This is a genomic window from Hymenobacter lapidarius (genome assembly GCF_001816145.1).
GTDB classification, from domain to species: domain Bacteria; phylum Bacteroidota; class Bacteroidia; order Cytophagales; family Hymenobacteraceae; genus Hymenobacter; species Hymenobacter lapidarius.
On record NZ_MDZB01000121.1, the window covers coordinates 1 to 25,900 of the forward strand.

Annotated in this window: 22 protein-coding genes, 1 tRNA gene, 1 rRNA gene and 1 riboswitch; of the genes, 9 read left to right on the forward strand and 15 right to left on the reverse strand. The window is 62.5% G+C overall.

Annotated elements, in window-relative coordinates; translation table 11 throughout:
• Positions 1–96 (forward strand): 5S ribosomal RNA (gene rrf, locus BEN47_RS13685); the annotation flags it as partial.
• 406 nt (positions 97–502) lie between these two features.
• On the opposite strand, the gene BEN47_RS13690 is transcribed toward rrf, so the two are convergent.
• A tRNA-Gly gene (locus BEN47_RS13690) sits at positions 503–575 on the reverse strand.
• A 146-nt stretch (positions 576–721) separates the two neighbouring features.
• On the opposite strand from BEN47_RS13690, the gene BEN47_RS13695 reads away from it, so the two are divergent.
• The 3 genes from BEN47_RS13695 to BEN47_RS13705 are packed head-to-tail and all read left to right on the forward strand — an operon-like array spanning position 722 to position 2,604.
• Positions 722–946: a hypothetical protein gene (locus tag BEN47_RS13695; protein ID WP_070728962.1), complete on the forward strand. Its 225-nt coding sequence runs from the start codon at positions 722–724 to the stop codon at positions 944–946.
• Positions 947–976: 30 nt separating this feature from the next.
• Complete coding sequence (locus tag BEN47_RS13700) at positions 977–1,522, forward strand: GNAT family N-acetyltransferase (protein ID WP_070728963.1); 546 nt, start codon at positions 977–979, stop codon at positions 1,520–1,522.
• Between the two features lie 23 nt (positions 1,523–1,545).
• Positions 1,546–2,604 carry a hypothetical protein gene (locus BEN47_RS13705; protein ID WP_125921678.1) on the forward strand — a complete coding sequence of 353 codons (1,059 nt, stop codon included), beginning with the start codon at positions 1,546–1,548 and terminating at the stop codon, positions 2,602–2,604.
• Between the two features lie 94 nt (positions 2,605–2,698).
• Here the strand turns inward: BEN47_RS13705 and BEN47_RS13710 are convergent, their stop codons facing one another.
• Complete coding sequence (locus BEN47_RS13710) at positions 2,699–4,966, reverse strand: B12-binding domain-containing radical SAM protein (protein WP_070728965.1); 2,268 nt, start codon at positions 4,964–4,966, stop codon at positions 2,699–2,701.
• Between the two features lie 276 nt (positions 4,967–5,242).
• Here BEN47_RS13710 and BEN47_RS13715 point away from each other — a divergent pair, with 276 nt between their 5' ends.
• A complete protein-coding gene (locus tag BEN47_RS13715) occupies positions 5,243–5,596 on the forward strand; it encodes a four-helix bundle copper-binding protein (RefSeq protein WP_070728981.1) in 354 nt (117 codons plus the stop codon).
• A 73-nt stretch (positions 5,597–5,669) separates the two neighbouring features.
• On the opposite strand, the gene BEN47_RS13720 is transcribed toward BEN47_RS13715, so the two are convergent.
• Positions 5,670–6,242, reverse strand: coding sequence for an AraC family transcriptional regulator (locus tag BEN47_RS13720; RefSeq protein ID WP_125921679.1), 573 nt, complete (start codon positions 6,240–6,242; stop codon positions 5,670–5,672).
• A gap of 419 nt (positions 6,243–6,661) precedes the next feature.
• The gene (locus BEN47_RS13725) at positions 6,662–7,264 is read right to left on the reverse strand and encodes a thioredoxin family protein (protein ID WP_070728966.1); all 603 of its coding nucleotides are present in this window, start codon (positions 7,262–7,264) and stop codon (positions 6,662–6,664) included.
• A 157-nt stretch (positions 7,265–7,421) separates the two neighbouring features.
• Between BEN47_RS13725 and BEN47_RS13730 the strand changes: the two genes are divergently transcribed.
• On the forward strand, positions 7,422–7,694 hold the full coding sequence (locus BEN47_RS13730) for a hypothetical protein (protein ID WP_070728967.1): 273 nt from the start codon (positions 7,422–7,424) through the stop codon (positions 7,692–7,694).
• A gap of 277 nt (positions 7,695–7,971) precedes the next feature.
• On the opposite strand, the gene BEN47_RS13735 is transcribed toward BEN47_RS13730, so the two are convergent.
• The 6 genes from BEN47_RS13735 to BEN47_RS13760 all read right to left on the reverse strand — a co-directional run bounded on the left by BEN47_RS13735 (position 7,972) and on the right by BEN47_RS13760 (position 17,075).
• A complete protein-coding gene (locus BEN47_RS13735) occupies positions 7,972–9,039 on the reverse strand; it encodes a DUF5074 domain-containing protein (RefSeq protein WP_070728968.1) in 1,068 nt (355 codons plus the stop codon).
• A 152-nt stretch (positions 9,040–9,191) separates the two neighbouring features.
• On the reverse strand, positions 9,192–11,180 hold the full coding sequence (locus BEN47_RS13740) for a TonB-dependent receptor (protein ID WP_070728969.1): 1,989 nt from the start codon (positions 11,178–11,180) through the stop codon (positions 9,192–9,194).
• Between the two features lie 161 nt (positions 11,181–11,341).
• Positions 11,342–11,566, reverse strand: a riboswitch (cobalamin riboswitch).
• Between the two features lie 281 nt (positions 11,567–11,847).
• Positions 11,848–12,705, reverse strand: coding sequence for a transporter (locus BEN47_RS13745; RefSeq protein WP_083322422.1), 858 nt, complete (start codon positions 12,703–12,705; stop codon positions 11,848–11,850).
• A 34-nt stretch (positions 12,706–12,739) separates the two neighbouring features.
• Entirely contained in the window at positions 12,740–13,249 is a 510-nt protein-coding gene (locus BEN47_RS13750; RefSeq protein WP_070728971.1) for a thioredoxin family protein, read from the reverse strand.
• Between the two features lie 131 nt (positions 13,250–13,380).
• Positions 13,381–15,672, reverse strand: coding sequence for a TonB-dependent receptor (locus BEN47_RS13755; protein ID WP_070728972.1), 2,292 nt, complete (start codon positions 15,670–15,672; stop codon positions 13,381–13,383).
• Positions 15,673–15,710: 38 nt separating this feature from the next.
• Entirely contained in the window at positions 15,711–17,075 is a 1,365-nt protein-coding gene (locus tag BEN47_RS13760; protein ID WP_070728983.1) for an Nramp family divalent metal transporter, read from the reverse strand.
• Positions 17,076–17,310: 235 nt separating this feature from the next.
• Here BEN47_RS13760 and BEN47_RS13765 point away from each other — a divergent pair, with 235 nt between their 5' ends.
• Positions 17,311–18,297, forward strand: coding sequence for a cation diffusion facilitator family transporter (locus BEN47_RS13765; protein ID WP_070728973.1), 987 nt, complete (start codon positions 17,311–17,313; stop codon positions 18,295–18,297).
• 24 nt (positions 18,298–18,321) lie between these two features.
• On the opposite strand, the gene BEN47_RS13770 is transcribed toward BEN47_RS13765, so the two are convergent.
• Positions 18,322–19,698 carry a PQQ-dependent sugar dehydrogenase gene (locus BEN47_RS13770; protein WP_070728974.1) on the reverse strand — a complete coding sequence of 459 codons (1,377 nt, stop codon included), beginning with the start codon at positions 19,696–19,698 and terminating at the stop codon, positions 18,322–18,324.
• Positions 19,699–19,834: 136 nt separating this feature from the next.
• Here BEN47_RS13770 and BEN47_RS13775 point away from each other — a divergent pair, with 136 nt between their 5' ends.
• Positions 19,835–20,287 carry a GNAT family N-acetyltransferase gene (locus BEN47_RS13775; RefSeq protein WP_070728975.1) on the forward strand — a complete coding sequence of 151 codons (453 nt, stop codon included), beginning with the start codon at positions 19,835–19,837 and terminating at the stop codon, positions 20,285–20,287.
• Positions 20,288–20,533: 246 nt separating this feature from the next.
• On the forward strand, positions 20,534–21,487 hold the full coding sequence (locus BEN47_RS13780; RefSeq protein ID WP_070728976.1) for a DUF808 domain-containing protein: 954 nt from the start codon (positions 20,534–20,536) through the stop codon (positions 21,485–21,487).
• A gap of 318 nt (positions 21,488–21,805) precedes the next feature.
• Here the strand turns inward: BEN47_RS13780 and BEN47_RS13785 are convergent, their stop codons facing one another.
• The 4 genes from BEN47_RS13785 to BEN47_RS13800 all read right to left on the reverse strand — a co-directional run bounded on the left by BEN47_RS13785 (position 21,806) and on the right by BEN47_RS13800 (position 25,765).
• Entirely contained in the window at positions 21,806–22,303 is a 498-nt protein-coding gene (locus tag BEN47_RS13785) for a S41 family peptidase (RefSeq protein ID WP_262490406.1), read from the reverse strand.
• Positions 22,304–22,744, reverse strand: coding sequence for a hypothetical protein (locus BEN47_RS13790; RefSeq protein ID WP_125921680.1), 441 nt, complete (start codon positions 22,742–22,744; stop codon positions 22,304–22,306).
• A 404-nt stretch (positions 22,745–23,148) separates the two neighbouring features.
• Positions 23,149–23,766, reverse strand: coding sequence for a DNA-3-methyladenine glycosylase (locus BEN47_RS13795; protein ID WP_070728979.1), 618 nt, complete (start codon positions 23,764–23,766; stop codon positions 23,149–23,151).
• Positions 23,767–23,812: 46 nt separating this feature from the next.
• Positions 23,813–25,765 (reverse strand): carboxypeptidase-like regulatory domain-containing protein, encoded by a 1,953-nt coding sequence (locus BEN47_RS13800; RefSeq protein ID WP_070728980.1) that lies wholly within the window; start codon positions 25,763–25,765, stop codon positions 23,813–23,815.
• Positions 25,766–25,900: the final 135 nt, after the last annotated feature.

Here is a 25,900-nt window from a genome sequence, read left to right on the forward strand (position 1 = left end):
CGGGTGTTCACCTCTTCCCATTCCGAACAGAGCCGTTAAGCCCCGGTGCGCCTATGGTACTGCCTTCACCGGTGGGAGAGTCGGTCGCCGCCAACCTTACTACTGCAATGCCTGCCGCTTTTACCAGCGGCAGGCATTGCGCTTTTATGGCAATTCCTACTACCAAAATGGGCCCGAATGTTTTAGTGTTGTACTTGCCTCAATGCTAAACGACCTTATTTGTTTAAATATATGCCTGTGGCTACAGTTGAGCTAAGCGGCATTTTTCCGACTATTATGGGCACTTATACTGTGCAATTTGGTACCCGTAAAATGACCGAATCCATCTTTTGGACAAAAGATAATCTGTTGCAAGCAAAGCATTCTTTCAATTGTATAGTGCCAGCGGCATAAGCTTTTTTATGGGCTCACTCAATACTTAATCTGAAGTTGACTAAACTAACGTTTAACCCAAAAGCGGAACAGCCACCTATCATTGCTGATAAGTGGCTGTTAATCAATGAGCGAGAAACGAGGTTCGAACTCGCGACCCTCAGCTTGGGAAGCTGATGCTCTACCAACTGAGCTACTCTCGCGGGGTTATTTGGCATGTCAAAATTACGCTAAAGAACCGGATTCCCAACCTGCTAGGCGCGGGCTTGCCAACTCCAGGTTTGCTGATGCGTATGAAACTATAGAAATGGCTGCTCCCCTTCCCCCTCCTACGCGCCGCCTGGTAGGCATGTTGCTACTGCTCAGTGGTGTAATGCTGGGCGTTGGGCTGTTGATGAAAGTGTTCATAGGAGTGTATAGCTGGAACACGGTGGGCTATCAGAGCCCTATCGCGCTGAAGCTGACGGCAAACTTAGTGGGCTTGTTGGCTTGTGGGCTGCTGATGCGGATGGGGCTGCGGATGCGCCGCGGCGGCCGCACGTCCCGAGACGCTGATGCCGACGAAATGCTGTAAATCGGCGGGTAGTGTTCGACCTTTGTATTTATGTCATCTCCTTTACGCATTTCGCTGGCCAAGGCCAACCCCGTTACCGCTGCCCAACTAGCTGACTTGGGCCGCCGGACGTTTCTGGACACTTTCGCCGCTACCAATACCCAAGCGGACATGAATGCTTATCTGGCGGCCAACTTTGGTCCCGACATTCAGCTGGCTGAACTACAAGACCGCGAAAACACCTTTCTGCTGGCGCACATGCAGGCTGAGCTGGTGGGCTACGCCAAGCTACGCGACAACTCGCCGCTGGGCCTTACGGATGGGCAAGAAGCGGCGGGCCGACTGGAAATCGAGCGGCTCTACGTTCGCGACGACTGGCAGGGCACTGGCTTGGGGGCAGCCTTGATGCGGGGGATTCTGGCCCTGGCCGAGCAGTTGCACTGTTCCGCTGTGGTGCTGGGCGTGTGGGAGAAGAACGAGCGTGCCCGCGCTTTCTATCAGCGGTTCGGGTTCCGCGAAATTGGGCAGCACGAGTTCCGGCTGGGACAGGACGTGCAAACCGACCTTATTTTGCGTAAAGGCATGGCGGGGCGGTAAACTGCCTACTTTTGGGAATGCCTATGCCTGCACTGATGCGCCACCTACCGACACGCTGCAACCCCGCCACATGGGTACTGGGCCTGATGTGGCTGGCGCTTTCCCTAACGGGCTGCCAGTCTCAGCAGGACCAGGCCGGGACTGCAACCCCACCACCCGTGGGCCACTACGAGGGAAGCATCACTGTTGCCGGACAACCCAAAATGCGCGCCGCGCTCGACATCCGCCATCCCAGCCCCGGCCACTACGAAGCCGAGTTCACCGTGCCTACCACCAGCACGCTGAGCTTTGTAGCGGACACTATTTTTTTCAATGATAACCAGCTACGCCTCCAGCGCCCGGCGCGGCCTGCTCAGGTGCTGACCCTAATGCTGGACGGTGATTTCTGGCGTGGTTCCTTGGTCCTGGACTCTGCCAAAGTCGAAATTATTCTGCTAAAGCGTGGCATGCCCACGCCCAGTACGTATCGGGTAGAGGAGCTGGCGCAGGATGGGGGTTCGGCGTGGCTTTTCTCTCCCTCTGATACGGGCACGCCCGGTGCCGCCCTGGCTTTGCTGCCCGATACGGAAACTACCCCGGCAGCAGCGCTTTGGGCCGATGCACTGGCCCGCGAAGGCATTATCGTGCTCATGCTGCCGGCGGTTGATTCCGCTTCCGCCCCGTTGGAGACCCCGCGCCTTCAAGTGGCTTTGAACGTGCTTCGCGCCACGCCTGGGGCCGACACTGCCAACATTGGCGTGTGGGCGGCAGGGATGCGGGCCGCTGCCCTGGCCGAAATGCTGGCCGGCCCCGGTGCTCCGCGGGCTGCGTTTGTTATTGCCCAGAACGTAAACGTGAGTTCCGGTACGCGCACGGCCCTAAGGGAGTTGAGGAAGCAGCAGGTGCCCATTCTGGCCCTCTATGGGGGCAGCAATGCAACGCAACGGGCCATGCTGATGCGCAACGCGCTGGGCGGGCGGCGTGGAGCCCCGGTGCGCACCTATCGCGGCACGGGCCCCGACTTGCTCATGCCCGAGGCGCTGAGCCCGCGTTTCGGCCCCGGACTGCCAAAAGAGGTGGTGGAATGGCTGCGTGGGCAGTAGCGAAGTGCAAGGTTTCGCCAGGAGAAAAAAGGTTTCGCTGGGTTACAGTAAGGTAAAGCTTTGGAGGCCTCTGTTTGCCCTGCGAAACCCTGCGCTAAATGAGCAGCAAGCCCTTTTCCCGTAGGAGCTGCCACGCCGGGCTTTGCAGGAAAGCATCGAACGACCCCTCTCCTGCCGGGAAACTTGCGGCAGCTTCTTTGAGTAGCACTTTGGTGTCGTAGTCGTGGCTGAGTTGGGTGAGCAGCTGGTGCAGCCAGCGGCCGGTGCCCTCGGGGGTTTTTACCTCAAAGTCCTCGGCCTGCTCGTAGCAGGTGAGGATGGCGCGGGGGGCCTTTTTGCCCTGCTCGATGCGGAGTTCCGGCACGTTGCCGAGCCAGAACAGGCGCTGGTTTTGTTTAGCGAAGTCGGGTTTTTCGGGGGCCTGCAGGGCGTGTTGCACGAGGTGGCGCGGCGTGGTGGGCCGGGGCGTTTTGAAGTCGAACCAAAAGCTCAGGGGCTCATCCAGATTCACGCCGTGCAGGTAGTTGTAGAGCGACTTGGCCAGGCCGGAGCCAAATGCTTCGTGGTCGGTGCCCAGCGGGTCGTCGTGCCAGAGGTCGTTCCAGGCAAATCCTTCGGGCTCGGGGCCAATGGCGGCTACCTGGTACTTGGCCGGATTCTTCCCTACGGGCGAGTGGGCCGTCATCGAGAAGCGGTGCCAGTAGCCGCTTTGCACCACGCCGGCGGCAAACAATTGGCGCACCACTTCGAGGCTGTCCACGGTTTCCTGCGCGGTTTGGGTGGGGAAGCCGTACATCAGGTAGGCGTGCACCATGATGCCGGCTTGGGTGAAGCCGTCGGTGACGCGGGCCACTTGGGCAATGGTGACGCCTTTTTCCATGAGCGCGAGGAGGCGGTCGGAGGCGACTTCCAGGCCGCCCGAGATGGCGATGCAACCCGAAGCGGCCAAGAGGCGGCAGAGGTCGGGTGAAAAGGTCTTTTCGAAGCGAATGTTGCCCCACCAAGTGATAGCCACGCGGCGCTTCAGCAATTCCACGGCCAGGTCGCGCAGGGCCAGGGGCGGGGCAGCTTCGTCCACGAAGTGGAAGCCAGTCTGGCCGGTCTGCTGGATAATCTGCTCGATGCGGTCGACCAGCAGCGTGCTGGGCGCGGTTTCGTACCGGGAAATGTAGTCAAGGGTGACGTCGCAGAATGAGCAGCGCTTCCAATAGCAGCCGTGGGCCACGGTGAGCTTGTTCCAGCGGCCGTCGCTCCAAAGGCGGTGCATGGGATTCAGTACTTCCAGCACCGAGAGGTACTCAGTCAGGGGCAGGTCGGAGTAGTCGGGCGTGCCCACTTCGTGGTGCGGCACGTCGGGGTGCGGGTGGTTGATGTACTCGACTTCGCCCCAGTTGTTTCTATGAAACGTGCGCTGCAATTGTTTCAAGCTGGTAGCTGGTAGCTGATAGCCATTAGCTTCTTCTATTTGATTGGTTATTTCTGCGTGAGAGCTAACAGCTGACAGCTGACAGCTAATAGCTGACAACAAGCGCAGCCACGGGCCTTCGCCGTCGTCCAGGGTCAAATAATCGATGTAATCGAAAAAGCGCGGCTCCTGAATGGTGCGCAGCTCCGTGTTGGGGTAGCCACCGCCCATGATGGTGCGCGTGGCGGGGCTGGTTTCCTTGATGCGCTTGGCTAGCCGCAAGGCCCCGTAGAGGTTGCCGGGAAAGGGCACGGTGAAGCCCACTACATCGGGCTGCACGCGGGCCATGAGGGCGTCCAGCTCTTCCAGTAGCAGGCGGTCCAGCAGGTTGGGCGCAGCTGCCAGGGCTTGGTGCAGGGGCTCGAAGCTGGTGGCGGAAAGGGCCAGCTTTTCGGCATAGCGCGAGAAGCCGAAGTGCGGCCCCACGGTTTCCTTGATGAGGTCGGCGAGGTCTTCGAGGTAGAGCGTGGCCAGGTGGCGGGCCTGGTCGGTGAGGCCCATGGTGCCGAAGGCGGTTTCCAGGTCGGCCACGTTGTCGAAGCGGCTGGCTTCGGGCAAAAAGCGGCCGTGGCAGATGCGCGGGGCCAGCGTGAGGTCCTTGTTTTGCAGGAACCGGACGACGGGCGTGATGGTGGACAGGTAGCGGTTTTGCAGGCGCAGCATGCGCTTGGCGTTGTCGCTCAGGTCGAAATCTCCGGCTTCAATTTCGGCAAAAACCTGCTTTAGTCCCTCTACCGAAAACAGCCGCAACACCAGCTGCAAGCCCATATCGGCCTGTGTTACTTGGTAGCCTCGCCCCCCCAAAAAACCCTTGATGTAGGCCGTGGCCGGGTACGGGGTATTGAGCTGCGTGAGCGGCGGCGTGAGGAGCAGGATGCGAGGAGAGACAGTGGACACGGCAGCAACTAACCCAGCAAAGGGGGCCAGGGTTCATTTCGGGCAAAGGTCGGCCATAGTTGACGGTGGTGCGGCTTTCCTTTGGGTTTCTTGGTATGGTACCCGGCATGAGCTGCCGCCATCAGCCCACAACGGCGGACTGGCCACGCACAAGGGACGGAAACAAGCAGACGCCTAAATTCTGTTGGGTCGCAACGCGAATTCTGCATGGCTTTACTTCCGGCATCCCCGTAAAACATTGGATAAGAAGTGCTTTTTCACCAAAACCCTTTCCTGATGAACAGCCCCACTGCTTCCCCCCGCACCCGCAAAGACAACCGCGCCGTGATTGACGCACTCAGCCGCTGCATTGCGGCCTGCGAAATGTGCGCCGATGTATGCCTCGATGAAGAGGATATTAAGATGATGGTGCCCTGCATTCGCCTTGACCGCGACTGCGCCGACATCTGCCGCCTCACGGCCGCCTTCATTGCCCGCGGCTCCGACCACGCCCAGCACGTGCTTAAAGAGTGCATGGAAATTTGCCAGAAATGCCACGACGAGTGCGTCCAGCACAAGCACGACCACTGCCAGCAGTGCGCCGCTGCCTGCAAAGCCTGTCTGGAAGCCTGCCGCGCCTACGCCGCCTAACATCTTAATAGACAAAGAAAAAGGCGGCCCTTTGCAGGGTCGCCTTTTTTGCGTTCAATTTAATGGAATAAGCCTAGGTGAGTGCATCGAGCGACACGCGTTCGGGCAGCATCAGGCGGCGGAACTCGCTCACGGAATAGCCCGTGACCTGGCGGAACTGGTTGCTCAGGTGCTGGCCCGAACTGTAGCGCATCTGGTCGGCTATCTGGTTGAGGGTCAGCTCGCCGTAGCTGAGCATTTCCTTCACGCGCTCAATTTTGAGGCGAATGAGGTATTTCTCGATGGTGAGGTGCGCGGTGCGCGAAAACACCTTGCTCAGGTGCGAATAAGTAGCCGCAAACCGGTCGGTGAGAAAAGCCGACGTGGTGAGGGGTGAGCGGGCCGTGCGCAGGTGCTCAAGGTAATCGGCCAGCACGGTTTTAATCTGTTCGGTGAGCTGCTCGGCGCGGCCCATCAGCAGCTCAAAGCCCGCGGCTTCGAGTAGCGGGGCCACGGTTTCGAGGTCGGCGGGCGTGGCCTCGTCGAGCTCGGCTACGCCCAGGGTCACGGCGGTGGTCCGGTAGCCGGCGCGCTCCAACAGGTTGTGCACGGCTTCGACGCACCGGGGGCACACCATGTTTTTGATATGCAGTAGGTTGGTTTTCAAGGGCTTTAACGTGTTTCGGGCCGCCGTGAGGGGGCCGGTGGAGAATAGGAACGAGCTGCTGCAGAAGCGGGCGCCGCCCGGCGCGGACGCGGCACGGGGGTAGAAACCTCCGCCCAGCCCCGGCCAAACCAATGCCCGGTGGCCCACGTCACGAACGGCACTACGGCCAGGAACGTAACAGCCAGCAGCCAGAACAGTACGAGAAAAGCAGAAAAAAGTCGACTAAAAAAATGGTCACTACTTCCAAACAGATAACCAACCAGCATTAGTGCCAACACTAAGCTGACGCCCGCCAACACCCCTACCTGCCGCCACGGGTAGGCAGCCAGCTTTTTTTCGAGACGACGGCGGAGTGGCAGCGGCATTCAGTAAAAATTTGGGAAGGTGAAAATAGGGAATAATTTGGGTTCGCTACTCCCCTACCCCAACTGGGCCAGCAATTCCTGCTGCATGGCCTGGCCGTTGTCGGCCTCGTACCAAGCGTTCATGGTTTTGATTATTGCATTGACATGCAAATCTTTATCGGCGTGCAGCTCTTTTGCCAGCTGTTGCGCGGCGGCCGGGCGCGGGCCCCAGTCGCCCAGGTCGGCTCCGGAGGCGGCATCGCGCCGGACGAGCTTGGGAATGCTGTTGCCGCCGTTGGTCTGGTGCGCGGCCATCAAGTCGGGGTGGTCGGAGCGCAGCAGCAGGTGCAGCTGAATTTTGCCGGCACTTTCCTCCGCCAGGTGCGCCAGCGTGGGGAGCAGATGGGCCGTGTCGCCGCACCAGGCCTCGCCCAGCACCAGCCACTGCTCCGGCTGGGGCAGCTCACGGATTTTGTCAACCAGCTCGGGCACGAGCGGCACGACGTAGGCCCGGTCGAGGTGCGCCTGGTTCTGGTCGGTGTAGCGTATCAGGCCCGGGCTTTGGTCGGGGCCGCTGGTGCGGCGCTCAGCGGCCAATGTGCCCACTAACGCCCGAAACTCGGCATAGGTGAAAGCGGGACTCGGCACTTCTGCCGGCAAATGAATTGTAGTGGTCATCAAGACAAAAGTAAAAGTATACGGGAGCAAACGCAACCCGAAGGGCGCCCCTGCCGCTACAACCGCATCCGGCCCCCGGGGTTCGGTTGCGCCGCAGCGCGTTAATTTTCTACCTTGCGGTGTCGCTCAATTCCAACTCTTTCCCTTACGCTATTTCATGAAGTTCCAACAACTCCTCCGCCCCTTCGCCGTGGCCTGTATTCTCACTGCCACCCTTAGCGCCTGCAGCTCCGGCACCAAGGAAGGCGACACCAACGTGGAGCGCGGCCGCAACAAAGACAGCCACGTTGCCGACGGCGTCGGTGTTGTCGGCGGCGACTCGGCTACTGCCGGCCTCGTGCGCGACACGGCCCGCACCGTGACCGGCCGCGACCTCTATAAAGCCGCTGGCGAAGCCACAGACCGTAACCACGACGGTATCGCCGACTAACCAACCGTTAGAACGAACTCCGTCACGCTTATCTGGCGTCCCGAGGGAAGCATCCCCTCGCCGCTGAACGCCTGGTTCCGCCATGACGGCGTGCTTCTTTCATCAGTATGAAAACTACTGACTGATAACCCGCTAACACCCTGACGGCGTCGCACGGGTACCAAGGGTTTTCGCACACAAAAAGGCCCATACCGCGCGGTATGGGCCTTTTGCCTTTTTTGCAGAAAAGAATTGGGAAAGGGAGGACGAATTTATAGCTGACGCTGTGCAGCAGATATTAGTAAAACACGAAACCGTTGGGGCCCACCTTCACAGTGAAGGAATCGATGGCCACGCCCGAGGGCTGGTAGCGGATGAAGCGGCCATTGCTGCTGAAGCTGGGCGAAATGCCGCCGTACACGGTGTTGTCGCGCGGGTCGATGGCAAAGCCCGTAAAGCTGCGCCGGATGAAGGGTGCCGTGGGCAGGGCCGTGGCCGTGGTGGGCAGGCGGTACTCGGCCCCGCCGAAACTGTAGAACAACTGGTCTTTGGCGGGGTTGATGCGCAGCTGGCTGGGGCTGCCGGTGCTAGGGAAAGCCAGCTTGGTTTGCGTGGCCGGGCTGCCGGGGTTGAAGCGAATGAGGGCACCGTTGGACACGCGGGTGGCCGTGAAGGGCGGCACGTTCAGGAACGTCACGAAGCCCGAGCAGAGCACCCAGATATTGCCGTCTTTATCCGCTACCATGCTCCTGGGGCCGTCGGATACGGTGATGGTTGATGAGACCGCGCCGCTGGCTTCGTCCACTACCGTTACGGTGTTGTCGAGGCTGTTGGGCACGTAGATTTTACCGCCCAGGGCCAGCAGCTGCTCGGGGTTGCGGCCCACCGTCACGGTGCTGCTCACGGTATTGGTGGTGAGGTTGAGAATGCTAAGCGTGCCGGGCAGGTAATTGGTGAACGGACCTTTCCAACCCGTGACATAGCCCCGCGTAGCGGAGGTGGACGTGAAGTAGCGCGGCTGCTCGATGCCGCTGATGGTGCCCGCCGTCTTGAAGCCGGGCAGGTCCACAACTTCAATTTTGTTCGAAGCATTGACCACGATGTAGCCACGGGTGCCCTGCACGCCCATGCTCTGCACCACGTCGCCGAGCTTGGCCCCGCCATTGGCGCTCCCGAACGCGTCCACTGTCAGGGCCTTGGTGTCTTTGTCGAAGATGCTCACCGCACCATCGCCGGCCCCGAACTGGCCTTCGCTGAGCACAAACACCCCATTGGTTTCCGGGGCCGGCGTTTCTTTTTCCTTGTCGGGGTCGCACGCGGTCAGCAAAGCCAACGCCGTGAGGAAGGGCATAACTTGTTTTTTCATGGGGATTGCGCCGGCCGTGACCGGCAAAAAATGGAATGGGTAAAAAGATGCGTGAAAAGTGCGGACGGCGGTTTGCCAGGTGTGAGCGCGGCAGGTGAAAGGACAGTACTTACTGCCTTCTAGCTGCCGCGTTCAGCAGGAATCCTTTCTCCCTACTGCCAGCTCAGGCGCAGGCTGGCGCTCAGGGCGCGGGGCGGAGCCGGGCGGCCAGGGTAGGTATCATAGCGCTGGTTAAGCAGGTTGGTGGCCTGCACCAGCACAAGCAGGCCCATGTCGGCAGGGCCGCGCAGCGTGCGCCCCAGCGTGGCCCCCAACAGCCCGGTGCCCGGCAAATAATCGGTGCCCGACGCGTTGACGTAGCGGAAGCTGGTGAAGGCAACCGTGCTGCTCACCAGCCACTCGCGCCAGCGGTGGTCGGTGCTGAAGCTGGCCTGGTGCTGCGGCACAAACGCCAGCTGCACGCCCACGGGGTCGGAGTCGGCGGCAGTGCCCTGGGTTTTGCGGGTGTCGGTAAAGTGATAGGCTAGTTGCACGCCGCCCGCGTAGCGGCCTTGGCGCAGGCGCAGGGCCGTGCTGGCTTCCACGCCCTGGCTGCGCACCTGGCGCAGGTTGCGCGGGCTCCAGATGCCGGTGCTGGTGCTGGGCAGCCACTGTACCCAATCGTCCACGTCCTGCCGGAAGGCGGTGAGCTCGGTTTCGGCCGTGAGGCCACCGGGCCACGCCAAGCGGTGGCGCAGGCCGGCCTCGTAGCCTACGCCCGACTCAGAGCGCAGGTCGGGGTTGCCGCCGGGCAGCCAGTACCGCTCGTTCAGGGTGGGGGCGCGGTAGCTGCGGGCGGCGCTGGCCTTGGCGGCGAGGGACTGCGTGAGGGAACGGCTGAGGGTATCGTTGCCAATTTGCAACAGGTCCCACTCCAGGCCGGCAGTGGGCGTGAGTGGGGCCAGGCCCGCGGGCAAAGCCGCCTGGCGCAGGTTGGCCGAGAGGCGCAGGCCGGGGCGGGGGTCGTAGCGCAGCAGGGCAAAGGCGGCGGCGCGGCTTTCCGCTACTTCGGTGGTGCCGTAGCCGCTTACCAACGCACTGAAGTGCTGGGCCTCGGCGCCGAGGCGCAAGCTGCCGCGGGCACCCAGCGCGGCGGTGTGCTCGGCCTGGGCCTGGGTGGTGCGCACGCGGGAATTGCTGGGGGCGCCGCCATCGCGATAGTTGAGGATATCTTCGAACCAGGCGCCGCGCACGGCCCACTGCCGCCGGGCGGCCACGTGCCGGTAGCCCAGCACCAGGCGGCGGCTCTGGTCGCGCTCTTCGGCCTGGCTGCCGGTCACGTTCACGCCCGACTGGATTTCGCGGTCGGTATCGGTGAGCCAGGCGGCGGCGGTTACTTCGCCAGCCGTGCCCACGCGCCACGCCACGTCGGGGCTGATGCTCCACTGGTGGCGCAACGCCGCGTTGCGCAGGGTGTAGCGTACGGGGCCGCGGGCTTCGCGCAGTACGTAGGAGTAGTTATTCTGGGCTTCGCGGTAGCTGCTGGCTATGCGCACCGCTACCGTGGGCGTGGCCGTCCGTGCCTCCAGGCTGCCGCCCCGCAGGCCGAAGCTGCCGGCATCGGCCTGCACGCTGCCGTGGAAGCCGGGCCGCCAGTCGGGGTCGCTATTTAGTAGCACGGCGCCGCCCACAGCGCCGCTGCCGTAGAGCGCGGCGGCGGGCCCGGGCTGGATGCTCACCCGCGTGGTGGCGCCCACCGGCAAGAGGGCAAAGTCATTTTGGCCCAGGGTGGGCAACATGATGTTGAGGCCGTTCCAGAGCACGGCGGTGTGCTGGGCCGAGGTGCCGCGCAGGGCAATGGTGGCCAGCTGGCCGGGGCCATAATTCTTGAGGGCGATGGGGGTGCGGGCCTGCAGCACGTCGGCCAGGTTGCCGCCGCGGTACTGGGCCAGCACGGCCGAGTCCAGCTCCAGCCGGCGGCTGCCCACGGCAAATCGCTCGGGGCCTATGGCACGCACTCGCACCTCGGGCAGACGGAGGAGGCGCTGGCTGAGACGGGCCGAATCGGGCGGGGCCTGGGCAGCCGCCGCGCCGGCACTGGCCAGGAGCGCCAGCAGCAGTCCGGACCGCCACGCGGCCGGATTAAAAAAGACAAAACGCATCCGAATCAAATTTTCGATAAAGAAAATTCGATTCAAAACCCACCGCAGCTTGCTTCAAACAGAAGAAAACTACCGCCGGGCCGAGGCCGAAAAACAGTTGATAAATCAGCTTCCCGAAGGCTGCTGCTGCTTTCTTTCTCCATTCGTCCTCCGCGAATGCTGAACCTGTGAATGTCCGGGCAGGTCTCCTGGCTTGCTCCGCCGGGTGGGCCGCCTTCCCATTCATTGCGCTGGTTTTCGGGTTGAAAACCAAGCGCGAACAGTGGCATTGAGGCCTACCCCGATATGGAGCGTACAGTTGCGGGGACAGCTCCGGCATTAAACCGGATTCCCTTTTCAGCCGCGCCCCGCAATTGGGGTCTGGCACCTTGACGGGGCAAAGGTACGGGTTTGCAGGCAACCGTCAGCAGCTTGTCATTGCGAACGCAGTGAAACAATCCATCTTGCCTTTGGAACCAGACCTAAAGTGTAATGAAGGCTACTCAAAAGCCCCAAGGCCAGTGCTGGTGCGGGGCTTTTCACAAAATAAGGAGAGTCGTATTGACAGGACGGATTGCCGCGCTACGCTCGCAATGACACGTTCTCTTGTTTACTGCTGCACTCTTCGGGAAGTGGTTTGCGGAAAAGAGGCAAGGTGCGGAGCTCAGCTACTCGCTGCCAACTGTCCTCACCGTCTTAGCGTAATGCCGGCGAAGTATTGCCGGTCGGCCAGGCGGCTCAGGGCCAGGTGGGTGCCGGCGTCGAGCTGAACGTTGGGGGCGAGCTTGAGGAGGGGGGCGATGTTGACGGAGGGTTCCCAGCGGCGCCCGGCGGTGTCCCACTGCGCCACGGCTTCGGTTATCAGGCCCAGCTTCTCGAAAAAATCGTATTCCAGCGCGATGGAAGGCGTCAGGCTCAGGTAGCGGCCGGCCTCGCGGTTGTAAAGCCCGGCGGCCATCATCTGGATTTCCAGGTTGGCTTTGCTGCTCAGTTCAAAGTCGACGGGCACTATCAGGCCGTATTCGGTGCCCCCGGTGCCGGTGGTGCCGCCGGTGGGCAGGCGCACGAAGCCGATGGCCGCCAAGGCAAACGAGCCGTCCTGCGCCTCGCCCAGAAAGTTGTGCTTGAGGCGCACGCCCACGTCGCCGAAGCCGGTGTGGCGGTCCTGCCACTCGCGGGTGCCGGTGGGGCGCCGCTTGGCCACGGCGTACACAGGCAGCTCCAGCTGCACGTCGGTGCGGCGGCCCAGGCCCAGCTTCAGCAAGGTGTAGGCCACCGACCAGTCGCGCTGCTGCTCGGCCTTGCCCGTGCCGCTGTTGCTCAGACGCAGGGCGTCAATTTCTACGTGCATATGCCCGGCATCTACCGTAAAGGGGCTTTCCGTGACGCCAGGGCGGTCGGGCTGCATTTCGCGCAGCCGGTTGCGCGGCACGGGCTTGCGCCAGCTGAAATGAGCCGAGTCGTAGGGTGAGGCTTTTGGCGCGTCCTGCGCCCAAGCAAAGCCGGGCAGCGTCAACAGGCCCATCAGGGCGAAAAGTTGTTTCATGGCCGCTTCTACGCAACAAGTCCGCTTCCGATGGCTAACGTCCCGGCACTGGGGCAGTTTCGCGGGCCTGCTGAGTCAGCGCGGCAAGGAGGCCCGTCGGCTTTAGCAGCCCGGTCCAGCGGCCCCGCACCCGCAGCTGCTGGTCGAGGAGCACGGTAGTCGGGTAGGCGGTCTGACCGTGCTCGTCGCGCGCCAGCAGCAGGGCCAGGGCATGAATCCCGGTATCAGGCCCGGTGGCTTGAAACTGATACGTTTTTCCACCAAAGGCAATGGGCGCGCGGCTTTCGGCATCGAGGGCGACAGCATAGTATCCCGCGTTCAGGCGCCGCACCACGTCCGGGTTCCGGAAGGTGCTCAGCTCCTGCAGCTTGCAGTAGCGGCACCAAGTGGTGTGCACAAACACCAGCACTGGGCGCGGCCGCACCCGCAGGCTGTCGGCCAGTGCCTGCGGCGCTACCCAGCGAATAGGCGCGGGCTTGGGCGGGCGGCTACTGCCCAGGGCCAGGAGCAGCAAGAGCGACAGGGCGTAGCGGAGGAGGAACATGGTGTGTTGGTTACAGCGGGTCCCGGGGTTATTGTACGTTTATGCAGGAAGTTAAAAATTGAGAGTTAAAAGTTAAAAATTTGCTAATCTGAATTTTAACTTTTAACTCTCAACTTTTAACTCTGTCTGGCTTACTTGCCCTTTACCAGCGTGTAGCGCAGGCCCAGAAAGCCGCGGATGCCCTGGTTGGAGGCGTACACGTAGCTGGGGTCGAAGGTCAGGCCGTCGGGGTTGTTGGCGGTGGGCACCACGCGCCCGTCGCCATCAAAGCTCACCTGCTTGTCGAAGGGGTCGAAGGCGCGGGCAATGGAGCGGCGGTCGGGCCGGAAGTTGAGCAGGTTTTTCACGCCACCGTACACTTCAAGGCTGGCCCCCAGGCGCTTGGTGGCCTGAATGTTCTGGATGCTGAACGTGGGCGAATACTCGGGCCGGGGGTCCGAGGGGCCCAGCAGCGGCAGCCGCATGGGGCCGTACACGTTGCCGGTGTAGTCGAGGCTGAGGCCGGCTCGGGCGAAGGTGTAGCTCAGCGCATACGTACCCGAGAACCGCTCGGTCAGCAGCTGGCGGCGGCGTTCGGACGCGCCCTCGGCGGTGGGCTCCACCTGAAACACATCGAGCACCGTGGCGCCCAGAATGGCCTTGAGCGGGAAGCCGAACGTGAAGTCGGCGTTCAGCGTGAGGCCGCGCGACACAGCGTGGCCGCGCAGGTTGTCGTAAATCAGCTGGGTGGGGTTGGTTTCGTAGTCGGGGGTGATTTTGTTCGTGAAGTAGGTGTAGAACGCGCTGGCGTCGAAGGCGATGAGGCCCTGACCCACCGGCACCAGGCGCTGGTAGTTCAGGTTGGCGTTGTAGCTGCGCTCGGGCTTCAGCGCCTCGCCAAACACCACCTGCCGCGCCCCGGTGAGCGAGGCGTGGTCTTCGGTAAACACGTTCACCACCCGGTAGCCGTTGCCGGCGCTCAGCCGGAACGTCTGCTGGGCGTCGGGCGAGAACTTGTAGTTGACGCGGGGCGTGAAGATGCTGCCGTGCAGCGAGTTGTAGTCGTAGCGCAGGCCCGTGAGCAGCGTATGGCGCTCGTCGAAACGCAGCTCGTTCTGCGCGAACACGCCCGGCAGCCAGGTCTGCGAGGCCAGGTTGCGCGGGGTTTGCACATCGGCGGTGGCGGTGGCGGGGGTGTTGTCGTCGTCGTAGGTGTAGCGCAGCGCGGCGCCCAGCAGCAGCTGGTTGCGGCCCAGCTGCCGGGTGCTGGTGAGCTGTCCGAAGGCAATGTTCTGCTGGGCCTGGTACACCGTGGTGCCGTACACCGAGTTCTGGTGGTGGGTATTGAGCGAGGTGCTCAGCTGCACGTTCTGGCTCCGAATCGGCAGCTGGTAAGCGCCGATGATTTCGGCCCGGTTGGTGTAGATGGACTCGGCATAGATGCTGTCGCCGCCCCGGAACTCGGGCGTCCACTGCACCTGCCCGCCCCAACGGTTTTCGTAGAGGTAGCGGGCGGCCAGCGAGGCCACGCGGCCCTCGGGCCGGGCCAGCGTCAGCTTATCGAACACCGAGATGCGCTTAGCCAAAGTCACGTCCGTGAAGCCGTCGCCGTTGCGGTCAATGGGCCGGTCATAGACAAAGCCGTTCACGCCCAGCAGCGACGTTACCTTGCCCATTTTGGCTTTCAGCGCCAGGTCCATATTCAGCTCGCCCCAGCCGGTCACGAAAGCGTCGGCGGCCACGTCGGCGGCTTTCTCGGGGTTTTTGGTGATGATGTTGATGAGGCCGCCCACGGCCTCCGAGCCGTAGAGCGTGGAGGCCGGGCCTTTCACGATTTCGATGCGCTCGACCAGGCTGTTGGGGATGCCCGTCAGGCCGTACACCGTGCTCAGGCCGCTCACGATGGGCATCCCGTCGAGCAGAATCATGGTGTAGGGCCCTTCCAGGCCATTAATGTGGATGTCGCCGGTGTTGCACACGTTGCAGTTGAGCTGGGGCCGCACACCATTCACGGTTTGCAGCGCCTCGAACACCGACGGCGTGGGGTTTTTCTTGAAGTAGGTGGGGTTGTACACCTCCACCGGCACCGCCGATTCCAGCCGGGCCACCGGGTTCAGCGTGCCCGACACCACGACTTCGCCCAGCGCCTGCCCCCCGCTGAGGGTGAGCGTGACAGTCTGGGTCTGGCCGGCCACGACCGTGAGGGCGCGCTGCACCGGCTCATAGCCCACCGCCGAGGCCACCAGGGTGAGCGGCCCCACGGGCAGACCCGGCAGCGTGAACGTACCGGTTTCGCCGGCGGTGGCGCCCAGCGGCAGGCCGGTCACGGCCACGCTGGCAAAGGGCACACCCCGGCCGTCGCGGTCACGCACCGTGCCGCGCACGGTGCCCGTCTGGGCCAATAGCAGCTGCGGCAGTAACAGGAATAGTAGCAGGTATTTCATCAATCGAATAGCTTAACTTATTAGCAGAACAACCGTTATCAGGCCCCCGTGAAAGTTTGCCAGAGCAGGTACACGTTCAGGACGATGATGATGCCTGACACTGTCCAGGCTAGAACCTGCACCGCGGGCCCGTTCACGAACACGCCCATCTTGGCCTTGCTGCTGGTGAAGAGCACCAGCGGCACCACCGCAAAGCTGAGCTGCAGCGAGAGGATAACCTGACTGAGCACCAGCAGCTGGCCGGTGCCCTTCTCGCCGTAGATGAGCGTGACGATGAGGGCCGGCACCACGGCAATGCTGCGTGTGAGCAGCCGGCGCAGCCAGGGCTTAAGCCGGATGTTGAGGAAGCCTTCCATCACAATCTGCCCGGCCAGCGTGCCGGTGAGCGTGGAGTTTTGGCCGGACGCCAGCAGGGCCACGGCGAAGAGCATGCTGGCCGCGCCCGCGCCCAGCACCGGCGTGAGCAGCTGGTGGGCGTCGTTGATGTCGGCCACGTCGTAGCGGCCCGTTTTGTGGAAGGTGGCGGCAGCGGTCACGAGAATGGCGGCGTTCACGAAGAAGGCCAGGAACAGCGCCACCGTGGAGTCGATGGTAGCAAACTTGATGGCCATGCGCTTGCCGGGTACGGTCTGCTCAATCTGCCGGGTTTGCACGATGCTGGAGTGCAGGTACAGGTTGTGCGGCATGACGGTGGCGCCCAAGATGCCGATGGCGATGTAGAGCATCTGCGGGTTGGTCACGATTTCGGGCCGGGGCACCAGGCCGCCGAGCATGGCGTAGTAATCGGGGTTCGAGACAATGATTTCGTAGACAAAGCACCCGAAGATGATGACGGTGAGGCCGGCCACGATGCTCTCAATCACGCGGAAGCCCTTGTTTTGGAAATAGAGCACCACCAGCACGTCGAGCACCGTGAGCACCACGCCCCAGGTGAGCGGCAGGCCGAAGAGCAGATTCAGGGCAATGGCCGAGCCGATGACTTCGGCCAAATCGCAGGCGGCGATGGCCACCTCGCACAGAAACCAGAGCACCATGGCCACTGGCTTGGAGTAGTGGTCGCGGCAGGCCTGCGCCAGGTCGCGGCCCGTCACGATGCCCAACTTGACCGACAGGTGCTGCAGCAGCATGGCGAACAGGTTGGAAATCAAAATCACCGACAGCAGCGTGTAGCCGTAGCGCGAGCCGCCGGCTAGGTCGGTGGCCCAGTTGCCGGGGTCCATGTAGCCCACGGCCACCATCAGGCCCGGCCCCCAGAAGGCAAACAGCTTGCGCCAGAACGAGGCACTGGCCGGCGGCACTTTGATGGAACCGTACACTTCCCGCAGCGACGGGGCGTTGCGCGGCTTGCGCCAGCCCGCCTCGGGTGCCGGCAATTGGGAATCGGTGAGGGTGGAAGGAGGCACGTTAATATCTTGGTTCAAAGCAAATGTACGGAATTTTTAGGGCAGTCTAAAAATTATTTTCGACTGCCTTAAATACCGGAAATTTAATAAAAGGTTTCACCCCGCCGGCGATTTTTATTTTCACCGAAATGCGGCCTATTTGAAGCCAGCTGTTGCGGTCTGGGGGCAGATTCCGGATGGGCCCGCCCGATGTTTGGCGCCGCTGGCCCGACCTTTGCCCCGAACTCCGCTTTGCATGACGCCCTCCCAAACCAAGCGCCGCCTCGGCCTGCTCTCCCTCGTGGTGAGCGCCGGGCTACTGGCCATTAAGTTTTACGCCTACCACCTCACCCGCTCCCAGGCCGTGCTCACCGATGCGCTGGAGAGCATCATCAACGTCTTCACCAGCGGGTTCGCCTTCTACAGCTTGTACCTGGCCGAGCTGCCCAAGGACGAAAATCACCCCTATGGCCACGGCAAAGTGGAATACCTGTCGGTGGGATTCGAGGGCGCCCTCATCGTCATTGCGGGGGCCTACATCCTCTACAGCGCCACGCTTAGCTTCCTGCACCCGCACCCGGTGGGCCGCGCCGACTGGGGCGTGCTGCTGATGGCCGGCACCGCCGTGGTGAACCTGGGCGTGGGCCTGCTGCTGGTGCGCAACGGCAAGGAGCTGAAATCGGTGGCGCTGGTGGGCGACGGCCAGCACCTGTACCTCGACGCCCTCACGTCTATTGTGTCGGCGGCGGCGCTACTGCTAGTGGCCGCCACCGGCATGGTGCAGTTCGACTCCGGCGCGGCCCTGCTGCTGGGCGGCTTCATTCTGGTGAACGGCTGGCGCATGGTGCGCCGCTCGGTGTCGGGCCTAATGGACGAGACCGACACGGCCATTGTGACCGAGGTAATTGAGGAGCTGCAGGCCCGACGCCGCGCCCCCTGGATAGACGTGCACAACCTGCGCGTGCAGCGCTACGGCGCCAACCTGCACATCGACTGCCACATGCAGATGCCGTATTATTTCACCCTCGAAGAGGTGCACTCCCAGCTATACGACATCGAAGAGCTTATCAAGGAGCGGTTTGCGGTGGACGTGGAGATGTTTGTGCACGCCGACCCCTGCACGTTTGCCGCGTGCTCCTTGTGCCTGATGACCGAGTGCCCCGTGCGCCAGCACCCCTTCCAGCACGCCATGCCCTGGACGCTGCAGAACGCCGTCCGGAACCAGCGCCACCGCCTGGACTAGGCGCGGCCGGCCGGCCAGCTGCGCCTAGTCCACCAGCAGCTGGCGCGTGGCGCTGCCCGCGGCGCCTTCCACCTGCACGGAGTAGCTGCCGGCCCGCAGGCCCGTCAGGTCCAGCACGGCGGTGGTGCCGGCCCGTGGCAGCGTAAGCACCGCCCGGCCCAGCAGGTCGCGCACCGTGACGCGGGCGTTGGCCATGGGCAGGCGCAGCGTGGCCTGGCGCCGGGCCGGGTTCGGAAACAGGTCAAAGGCAAATGCATTGGCCGCCCGGGTGGCCGAGGCCACAAAGGCGCGGTTTTCCAGGGTGAGAATCCGGTCGCTGCCCCCGTTGCTGCTGCCGAGGTACACCCGGCCCTCCGGCGACACGCAGATGGCCCGCAGCCGCCCAAAAGCCGAGGTCAGAAACACGGGGCGCGCGGTGATGGCGTCGCCGGCCGCGTTAAGGGGCAGTTGCACCAATTGCTGGTTTTTAAGGGTGGCCAGCAGCAGGCTGCCGCGCCAGCCGGGAATGGCCGGGTGGTCGTAGTAGGTGAGGCCGGCGGGCGCGATGGTGGGCGTCCAAGTGGTGAGGGGCTCGCGTACGTTGTTGGCGGCGCAGAATGCAGCTTCGCCGGGCAGGTCGCAGGCGCCCTCCACGTTGGGCCAGCCGTAGTTGCGGTTGGGCTCTATTTTGTTGATTTCGTCGTCGTTGCTAGGGCCGTGCTCCGAGCTGTAGAGGCGGCCGTCGGGCAGGCGCACCAGGCCCTGGGGGTTGCGGTGGCCCAGGGTGTAGACCATACTGCCCGCCGTGGGGTTGTCGGCCGGCACGGTGCCGTCGAGGTTCAGGCGCAGAATCTTGCCGTTGAGGGAGGCGCGGTTCTGGGCTTCGGGAAGCATCTGGGCGTCGCCGGTGGTCACGAGCAGAGTACGGTCGGGCAGAATGAGCAGGCGCGAGCCGCTGTGCGTGGTGGTGGCCGGAATGTTGCCGAGCACCACCACCGGCGCCGTGAGGCTATTGGCCGCGGCCGAGTAGGTGTAGCGCACCACTTTCTCCTTCAGGCTGCCGGCGTCGGTGTAGTTGTACACCACAAACACGTGGGGCGTGGTGGCAAAGTCCGGGTGCAGGGCCATGCCCAGCAGGCCGCTTTCGCCGGTGGGCGTCACGTCGGGCAGCGTGAGCAGGGGCAGTACCTGGCCGGTGGCCGGGTTCACGCGGCTGATGCGGCCGCCGCGCTCCGTCATCCACAGGAAATTGTCGGGGCCCCAGACAAGCTCCCACACGTGGTCGAGGCCGGTGGTGAGGGCCGAGGCCGTGACCGTGGCGGTGCCCACCGGAAACGTGGTGAGGGCCGGGGCCTGAGCGTAGGCGGCCAGCGGGAGCCCCGCGGCCAACAAGGCCAGCGCGGTGTTGCGTAGAAATTTCATGAGGAGAGGCAAAAACGAGAAAGGAAAGTCGACTGGATTTTCATAACAAACGAAGCCTCAGGAAGTCCGGATGCCGCCCCCGCGCCGCGCCGCAGCCGGTGGTAGCTTGCGGCGCATTCACCCCCTGCTTCTGCTAATGTCCGAATTCATCACTGAAATCCATTCCACGGGCTACGTTCTCAGCACCGACCCCAGCCGGCTCGACGTGGCCGCCGTGCACGGCTGGCTCAGCAACGAGTCGTACTGGGCGCGCAACATTTCCCGGGCCACCGTGGAGCGCGCCATTGCCCACTCCCTCAACTTCGGCCTCTACGCCCCCGACGGCCGCCAGGCCGGCTTCTGCCGCGTGGTGACGGACCGCGCCACTTTCGCCTGGCTCTGCGACGTGTTTGTGCTGCCCGAGCACCGCGGCCACGGCCTCGCCAAGTGGCTGGTGAAGCAGATGCTGGCCCACCCCGACCTGCAAAACTTGCGCCGCCACCTGCTCGCCACCTTCGACGCCCACACCCTCTACCAACGCTTCGGCTACGAGCCCCTGGACCGCCCCGACCGCTGGCTGGAAATTAAGCATCCGAACCCGTACGGGTGAATTGGGATTGGGTGGGAGTCAGCTTCGAATGGGCATTTGCCCTTGGCCGCCGTATAAGCGCAGCAGCGTACCCTATGCTCTTGAAAATGGCTTTGAGCCAGCTGGTGTGCATCCATATAAACAGAGGGAGCCGTTGGTCCTGAAAGCCCGACACCCATCTGTGCCTACCTTATTTTGCCGGCTGCGTAAGCAACGCCGCGCCCTCCCCTACTAACGAAATTTCTATCTCGCCCCCAATAACCGCCCATGGCTTCCGGTCTTTTTGCTTTACTAGATGATGTTTCCGCGTTGGTAAAAGCCAGCGCGGCGAGCCTGGACGACGTGCCAGCGCAGGTGGCCAAAACCACCGGCAAAGTGTCCGGCATTGTCATCGACGACACGGCCGTGACGCCCAAGTACGTCGTGGGCCTCGACCCCTCCCGCGAGCTCTCGATTATTTTCCAGATTGCGAAAAAGTCCCTCATCAACAAACTATTCATCCTGACGCCAGCGGCCTTGGTGCTGGGGTATTTTGCACCGTGGGCCATCACGCCCATTCTAATGCTGGGCGGGGCTTATTTGTGCTTCGAAGGCTATGAGAAGGTGCATTCCATGTTCAGCAAACACCCCGCGGTGGATGCAGAAAGCGAGCAGCTCGAAAAGATTACGCCGGAGGAGCTGGAACAGCAGCGGGTGGCGGGGGCCGTTCGCACCGACATCATCCTGTCGGCCGAAATCATGGCCATTGCTTATAGCCAAGTAGCGGGGCAGGCAATTGTCAACCAAATTATCGTCATGCTGGCCGTGGCGGTTTTTATTACCGTGGCCGTGTACGGCTTCGTGGGGCTCATTGTGAAGGCCGACGACATCGGCGTACACCTGGCCCAGGATAAATACCACCCCGCGACGCAAAAACTAGGGCGCGGTATCGTGAAATTCATGCCGCGCTTCCTGAGCATCTTGAGCTATGTGGGCACGGCGGCCATGCTCTGGGTCGGGGCCGAAATCATCGCCCACGGCATTCCAGTCACCAGTCATTTGCTGGACGATTTAGCCCAGTCCTTGGCCCACCTTCCGGCCGTGGCCTGGCTGGCGAAGGCACTGGCCTGTGCAGTGGCCGGATTGGGAATTGGTTTTGTGGTAGAGAAACTTGTGCTTCTGGTGAAGAAGGTAATCCCGGGCAAACAGGACAGTTCCAAAGTTGAACAAGGCAGGCAGTGAGTCTATTCAAGGAAAGGCACCGGAGCTTTTGCACATGCAGATGGCCGCAGTATAAGCGCAGCGGCGACTGCGCGTCAATTGTAAAGCGAGTTTGCAACTCGCCTTGGCGGTAGCCTCTCTGCGGGCGAGTTACAAACTTGCTTTCAGTGACGGCATTGCCCCGAAACAGCCGAAGGGCGTTTACCTTGGGGCCGTTTTCGTGAACGTGCCGGGCTTTCTCGTTTAGCCTATCACTAATCCTCGCTTATGGGCTACAACTACCGCGTTGTCTTGCTGCTGCCTATGGTAGCCGCTTAAGGAAGAGGGAAATCAGTAATGCTACTTTGCCTCCAGCAACCACTTTTTGGCTGCTTCTATCGTCTTGTCTTGGGCCCCAGCTGGCGAGTACTCCACCACCACATCCGGGGCGATGTTGGGCAAATACGTGTTCCGGTTTTTATCCGCCATGTAGCCGGTCGCCAAAAACAGGTACGCCCCATCCGAAAGCTTGTATGTTCCGTTGCCGGTGGTATACCCCGCCGAAGGCTGACCGAAGAACTTGGCGTTGCTCCGCCCCTTGAAGGAGATGGCGACCATCTCGCCGCTGCTCGCGGTCAGCGAGTCAATCAGAACCGCTACCTGCTGCTGCTGCGTTTTGGCCGCTTTACCGGCTCGCGGCTCCTTTTCCTTGCCGCTCCAGACGTACTGCGGCATCGCCTTCATAATCGCGCGCCTAGGGAAGATGTAGTAGCCATAAATCCCTTCGCCCAAGAGCGGCTGGAGCCCGTTTATCATGGGGGGTGCGGCACCGCCTACATTGTGCCGCAAGTCGACCACTCACCCCGTTAGTTTATTTTGGGTTTGCAGCGCCTCAATCTGGCTCCGTATGCTTTGGGTAAAGGCCCGTCTTGCCGACGAGTCAAACGAAGTGAACGCCGGAATTTTGAGGTATCCGACGCCATCGCCCAAGTAACGACTTTCGGCTTGCTTACCATTATTGCTGGAAGAGGCTTCGCTGGCGACTTTTTCCTTCGGCATGAAAAAAGAATGCTTGTCGCCGGCGTTTCGGAGCGTGCGCAGGATGTGGTCGATGACGGGCCGACATTCCTTTAAAGTTACCAGGCCCCGTGATTTTTCCGTGACCTCGCGGCTTAACTGACCCCAATTGATGGAATCAGCATACAGCGCTTCTTTCTTTATGATTAGTTGGAATCTATTCAGGTACTCCACCACCGCCTGCGAGGGCTTCGGGTCGGACGTGCTGGTCTGGGCAAACAAGCTGCTCGCCGCAAAAAGGAGTGGTAAGCACAGTAGACTTATTTGGGGCTTCATTCGGTAAGACATAGCGCTCAGCTGAGAGAGGTAACTTCAGGATAGGGGAGCAGGTACCAGATGCAGAAAAGGAACGCGTGGTTGCCCGAGAACAAAGAGGTTTCTCGCAGCACGTTATCGCTTCTTTCCCTGGACCACTGCATACATGAGCTTGCTAACCATACAAACTCGCTCAGTATCCTAAGTTGAGTTTAATAAACTGGTTCAGTAATCAAAGTTTATAAAACACCTCGTGGGGATGAGTTTCGTGAACTCCGCTATAGGTCGTTTCTAATTCAACGCTAAGGTCGTAGAAGGGTCTGGATAGTATGACTATTCGCATTTTCCGAGTAAGCGAAACGAAGGCTTACCTACTTCGCCGGGCTGGTCCACGGGTTGTTGCGCAACCGGAACCGCCAGGGCAGCCCGGATGCCTCCGGACCCGCGTACTCCAAGCCGACGCGGGAGCTGGCTACGACCGCAGCGTCTGCCACCGCTTCGCCGTGGTCTTCAAACCAGAGCACGTCGCCGGTGACGGGCAGGCCGGTGAGGGCGGGGGTGATGCCCAGGGCCTGGCTCATGACGCCGGGGCCGGCGGTGAGGGCGCGTTTGGGGGCCTCTAGGCCGCGACGGTGCAGCATGGCCTCCACCCCAATGGTCGGCTCTACCGCGCGGATGAGCACGGTGTCGGGATGGTCGGCGTCGTGGGTGGCGATGTTGAACAGCGCGTACTTATTGTAGACGGTGTAGATGTAGGCGCGGCCACCGGGCACGTACAGGCCCTGGGCCTGCTGGCGCTTGCGCTGCAGGTGCATGGTCATAGAATGGTCGCCCTCGTGCCGGTAGGCTTCGGTTTCCACCACCCGGCCAGCGGTCAGGATGCCGTCTACGTTGGTGTAAAGGTGCTTGCCCAGCAGCTCACGGGCAATCTGCAGCACATCGGGCCGCTGGAAAAACGAGGCGGATAGTTTCTGAGGTTTATCTGACATTCTAACAACCTTCTGTATCAATAAGAAACGACGCTAACGAGCCGCCCTAGCGCAGCCGGTACAGCAGCCCGAAGCTGAGCAGCCAGCGGCGCTGCTGCCAGGGCACGGTGGCGGTGGCCTGCTCGTTGACTCGCAGGCTTACGGCGGGGCTCGGCAAATCGATGGCGGCTGAGCTGCGAGTTAAGAAAAAGCCGCTCTTTTCACTCAGCACCAACTGGGTGCGGCTGCGTAGCGGCAGCAAGTAGCCTAGGTCGGCCACCAGCTCAATCTTATGGCTTAGCTCCAGCCCCAGGCCCAGCTTGGGCTGCACGGCATCGAAGGTGGATTGCAGTTGCAGGCCCAGCTCGGCGGCGTTGAGGGTGGTGCCGGACACCCGCACGCCGCCGCTGGCATTCTCAAACGTGCCCAGGCTGCGGGCCACGGCCTGCCGGGTGTACGCCAGTCCGGCGCGGCCAAACAGCGGCCGGCGGCGCGGGTTGAGGTTGTGCTCGTAGCTCAGGCCCGCTTCCCAGCCATCGCCCGAAAACTGCCGGAACAGCCGGCGCGTGGCCAGGCGCACGGCCAGCTCCGGGGTCAGGTCGAACTGGTATTCGGCATTCCACCAGCCGGTTAGGCTTTGCGCGGCAACGTTGCGGGTGCTTTGCGCCCGAAAACCCGACCCAGCCGGAGCATAGTCCAAGGCCAGCGTGGCGCCCGGCACCGCTAGCGGCCACGCGCCCAGCGCCGCGCCATAACGGATTCGACTCAGCAAGCGAAACGCTGCACTGGTGGGCGCGGCCGGCGGCACTCCCGCCTCAGCCGCGGCGGGAACCTGCTGGGCGCGCGGCCGAAACAGCGAGTCGGCGCGCTGCTGCCGCTGCTGGTCCAGAGCCTGCTCCAGGGCGGCGGGGCGCAACAGCGTGGTTTGGGTCTGCCAGAAAGCCGAATCGTAGGGCACGGCGTTGTGCAGGAAGGCGTCGTAGTACTGCGCCCGCTCCTGGTAGGTAGGCTGGCTGATGCCGGCAGTATCAATGGCCGTGGTCAGGAACTCGCCGAAGTATTGCAGCGGCTCGCCCACGGGCGGGCGGTAGCTGGTTTGCCACCACACGGTTTTGAGGTGCCAGCGGCCGGCGTAGGGCTGGTAGGCCACGCGCAGGGCCCGCGAGTCGGCCCGGTGCAGGCCGCTGCGCAGGCCGGCGAGCGTGTAGTGCCACTCGGCCCCGAGGAAGGCGTAGCTGTCCTGGTCGATGTACAGGCGGCCGGCAAAATCGGCCCGGCGGTTGCCGCGCTTCGGGTTGAACTCGATTACGTACACGCGGCGGTCGGCGTAGGTGCTGCCGGCGGCCAGGCGGTAGTCGTAGTGCCGGAAGTGCGCGGGGCTGATGAACTGGGCCCGGGCGTGCACAAAATCGGCCTTGTGCGCAATAAACGGCCCGCCCGCCCAGTCGACGCGCACCAGCGTCTGGGGCCGCAGGTCCACCTTGCGCGACTGCCGAATCTGCACGGCGCCCTCGTCGGTGCGCTGTGGGTATGGGTCCTTAAACACCGTGAGCAGGCCCTCCACCAGGTAGCGGGGCCGGCCGGTGGGGTCGTTGTCCGACTCGCGGTAGAAGCCCGTGAGGCGGGTGTTGCGCACGGGGTAGTTGCGTGGAATGCGCGCCACGGCTTCCCGCACAATGCCCAGCACCGAGGCCGTGACCTGCACCTCCCCCAGCGCCGCCGGGCTGATTTGCAAGGCAATGCGCAGCTCCGGGCCGGGCAGCGACGGCAGCAGCTGGGCGTATTTGCGGTAGCCCAACAGGGCCACTTCCAGCTGTTCTCGCTGGTATTGAGTCGGAATGCTGAGCGCAAAGCGGCCATCGGCGTTGGTGCTGGTGCCAATGCGGTTGCCGGCCACGCCCACCTGCGCGTTGGGAATGGGCTGGTTGGTTTCGGCGTCTACTACCTGGCCGCGAAGGATGACCTGGGCGCAAGCCGTGCAGGTCGTGAGGGTCAGCCAGATACCTAGCAGCAAGCGCATATTGGGAGGGGGCGGGGTTGTGATTAACGAAACGTGACTAAACGACTATGGACTGGAAGTCCATAGGTTTGGGTTGCGAATGGAATTCGCGGGTTTCGGCTAAAGCCGACTGAAAGAAACCACTGAAAGTGGGTT

Bases quoted from the DNA above. Each gene is read 5' to 3' on its own strand.
- BEN47_RS13695 (WP_070728962.1), top strand. From the start codon at position 722: ATGTTGCTACTGCTCAGTGGTGTAATGCTGGGCGTTGGGCTGTTGATG.
- BEN47_RS13700 (WP_070728963.1), top strand. From the start codon at position 977: ATGTCATCTCCTTTACGCATTTCGCTGGCCAAGGCCAACCCCGTTACC.
- BEN47_RS13705 (WP_125921678.1), top strand. From the start codon at position 1,546: ATGCCTGCACTGATGCGCCACCTACCGACACGCTGCAACCCCGCCACA.
- BEN47_RS13715 (WP_070728981.1), top strand. From the start codon at position 5,243: ATGAACAGCCCCACTGCTTCCCCCCGCACCCGCAAAGACAACCGCGCC.
- BEN47_RS13725 (WP_070728966.1), bottom strand. From the start codon at position 7,264: ATGACCACTACAATTCATTTGCCGGCAGAAGTGCCGAGTCCCGCTTTC.
- BEN47_RS13730 (WP_070728967.1), top strand. From the start codon at position 7,422: ATGAAGTTCCAACAACTCCTCCGCCCCTTCGCCGTGGCCTGTATTCTC.
- BEN47_RS13735 (WP_070728968.1), bottom strand. From the start codon at position 9,039: ATGAAAAAACAAGTTATGCCCTTCCTCACGGCGTTGGCTTTGCTGACC.
- BEN47_RS13740 (WP_070728969.1), bottom strand. From the start codon at position 11,180: ATGCGTTTTGTCTTTTTTAATCCGGCCGCGTGGCGGTCCGGACTGCTG.
- BEN47_RS13745 (WP_083322422.1), bottom strand. From the start codon at position 12,705: ATGAAACAACTTTTCGCCCTGATGGGCCTGTTGACGCTGCCCGGCTTT.
- BEN47_RS13750 (WP_070728971.1), bottom strand. From the start codon at position 13,249: ATGTTCCTCCTCCGCTACGCCCTGTCGCTCTTGCTGCTCCTGGCCCTG.
- BEN47_RS13755 (WP_070728972.1), bottom strand. From the start codon at position 15,672: ATGAAATACCTGCTACTATTCCTGTTACTGCCGCAGCTGCTATTGGCC.
- BEN47_RS13765 (WP_070728973.1), top strand. From the start codon at position 17,311: ATGACGCCCTCCCAAACCAAGCGCCGCCTCGGCCTGCTCTCCCTCGTG.
- BEN47_RS13770 (WP_070728974.1), bottom strand. From the start codon at position 19,698: ATGAAATTTCTACGCAACACCGCGCTGGCCTTGTTGGCCGCGGGGCTC.
- BEN47_RS13775 (WP_070728975.1), top strand. From the start codon at position 19,835: ATGTCCGAATTCATCACTGAAATCCATTCCACGGGCTACGTTCTCAGC.
- BEN47_RS13780 (WP_070728976.1), top strand. From the start codon at position 20,534: ATGGCTTCCGGTCTTTTTGCTTTACTAGATGATGTTTCCGCGTTGGTA.
- BEN47_RS13795 (WP_070728979.1), bottom strand. From the start codon at position 23,766: ATGTCAGATAAACCTCAGAAACTATCCGCCTCGTTTTTCCAGCGGCCC.
- BEN47_RS13800 (WP_070728980.1), bottom strand. From the start codon at position 25,765: ATGCGCTTGCTGCTAGGTATCTGGCTGACCCTCACGACCTGCACGGCT.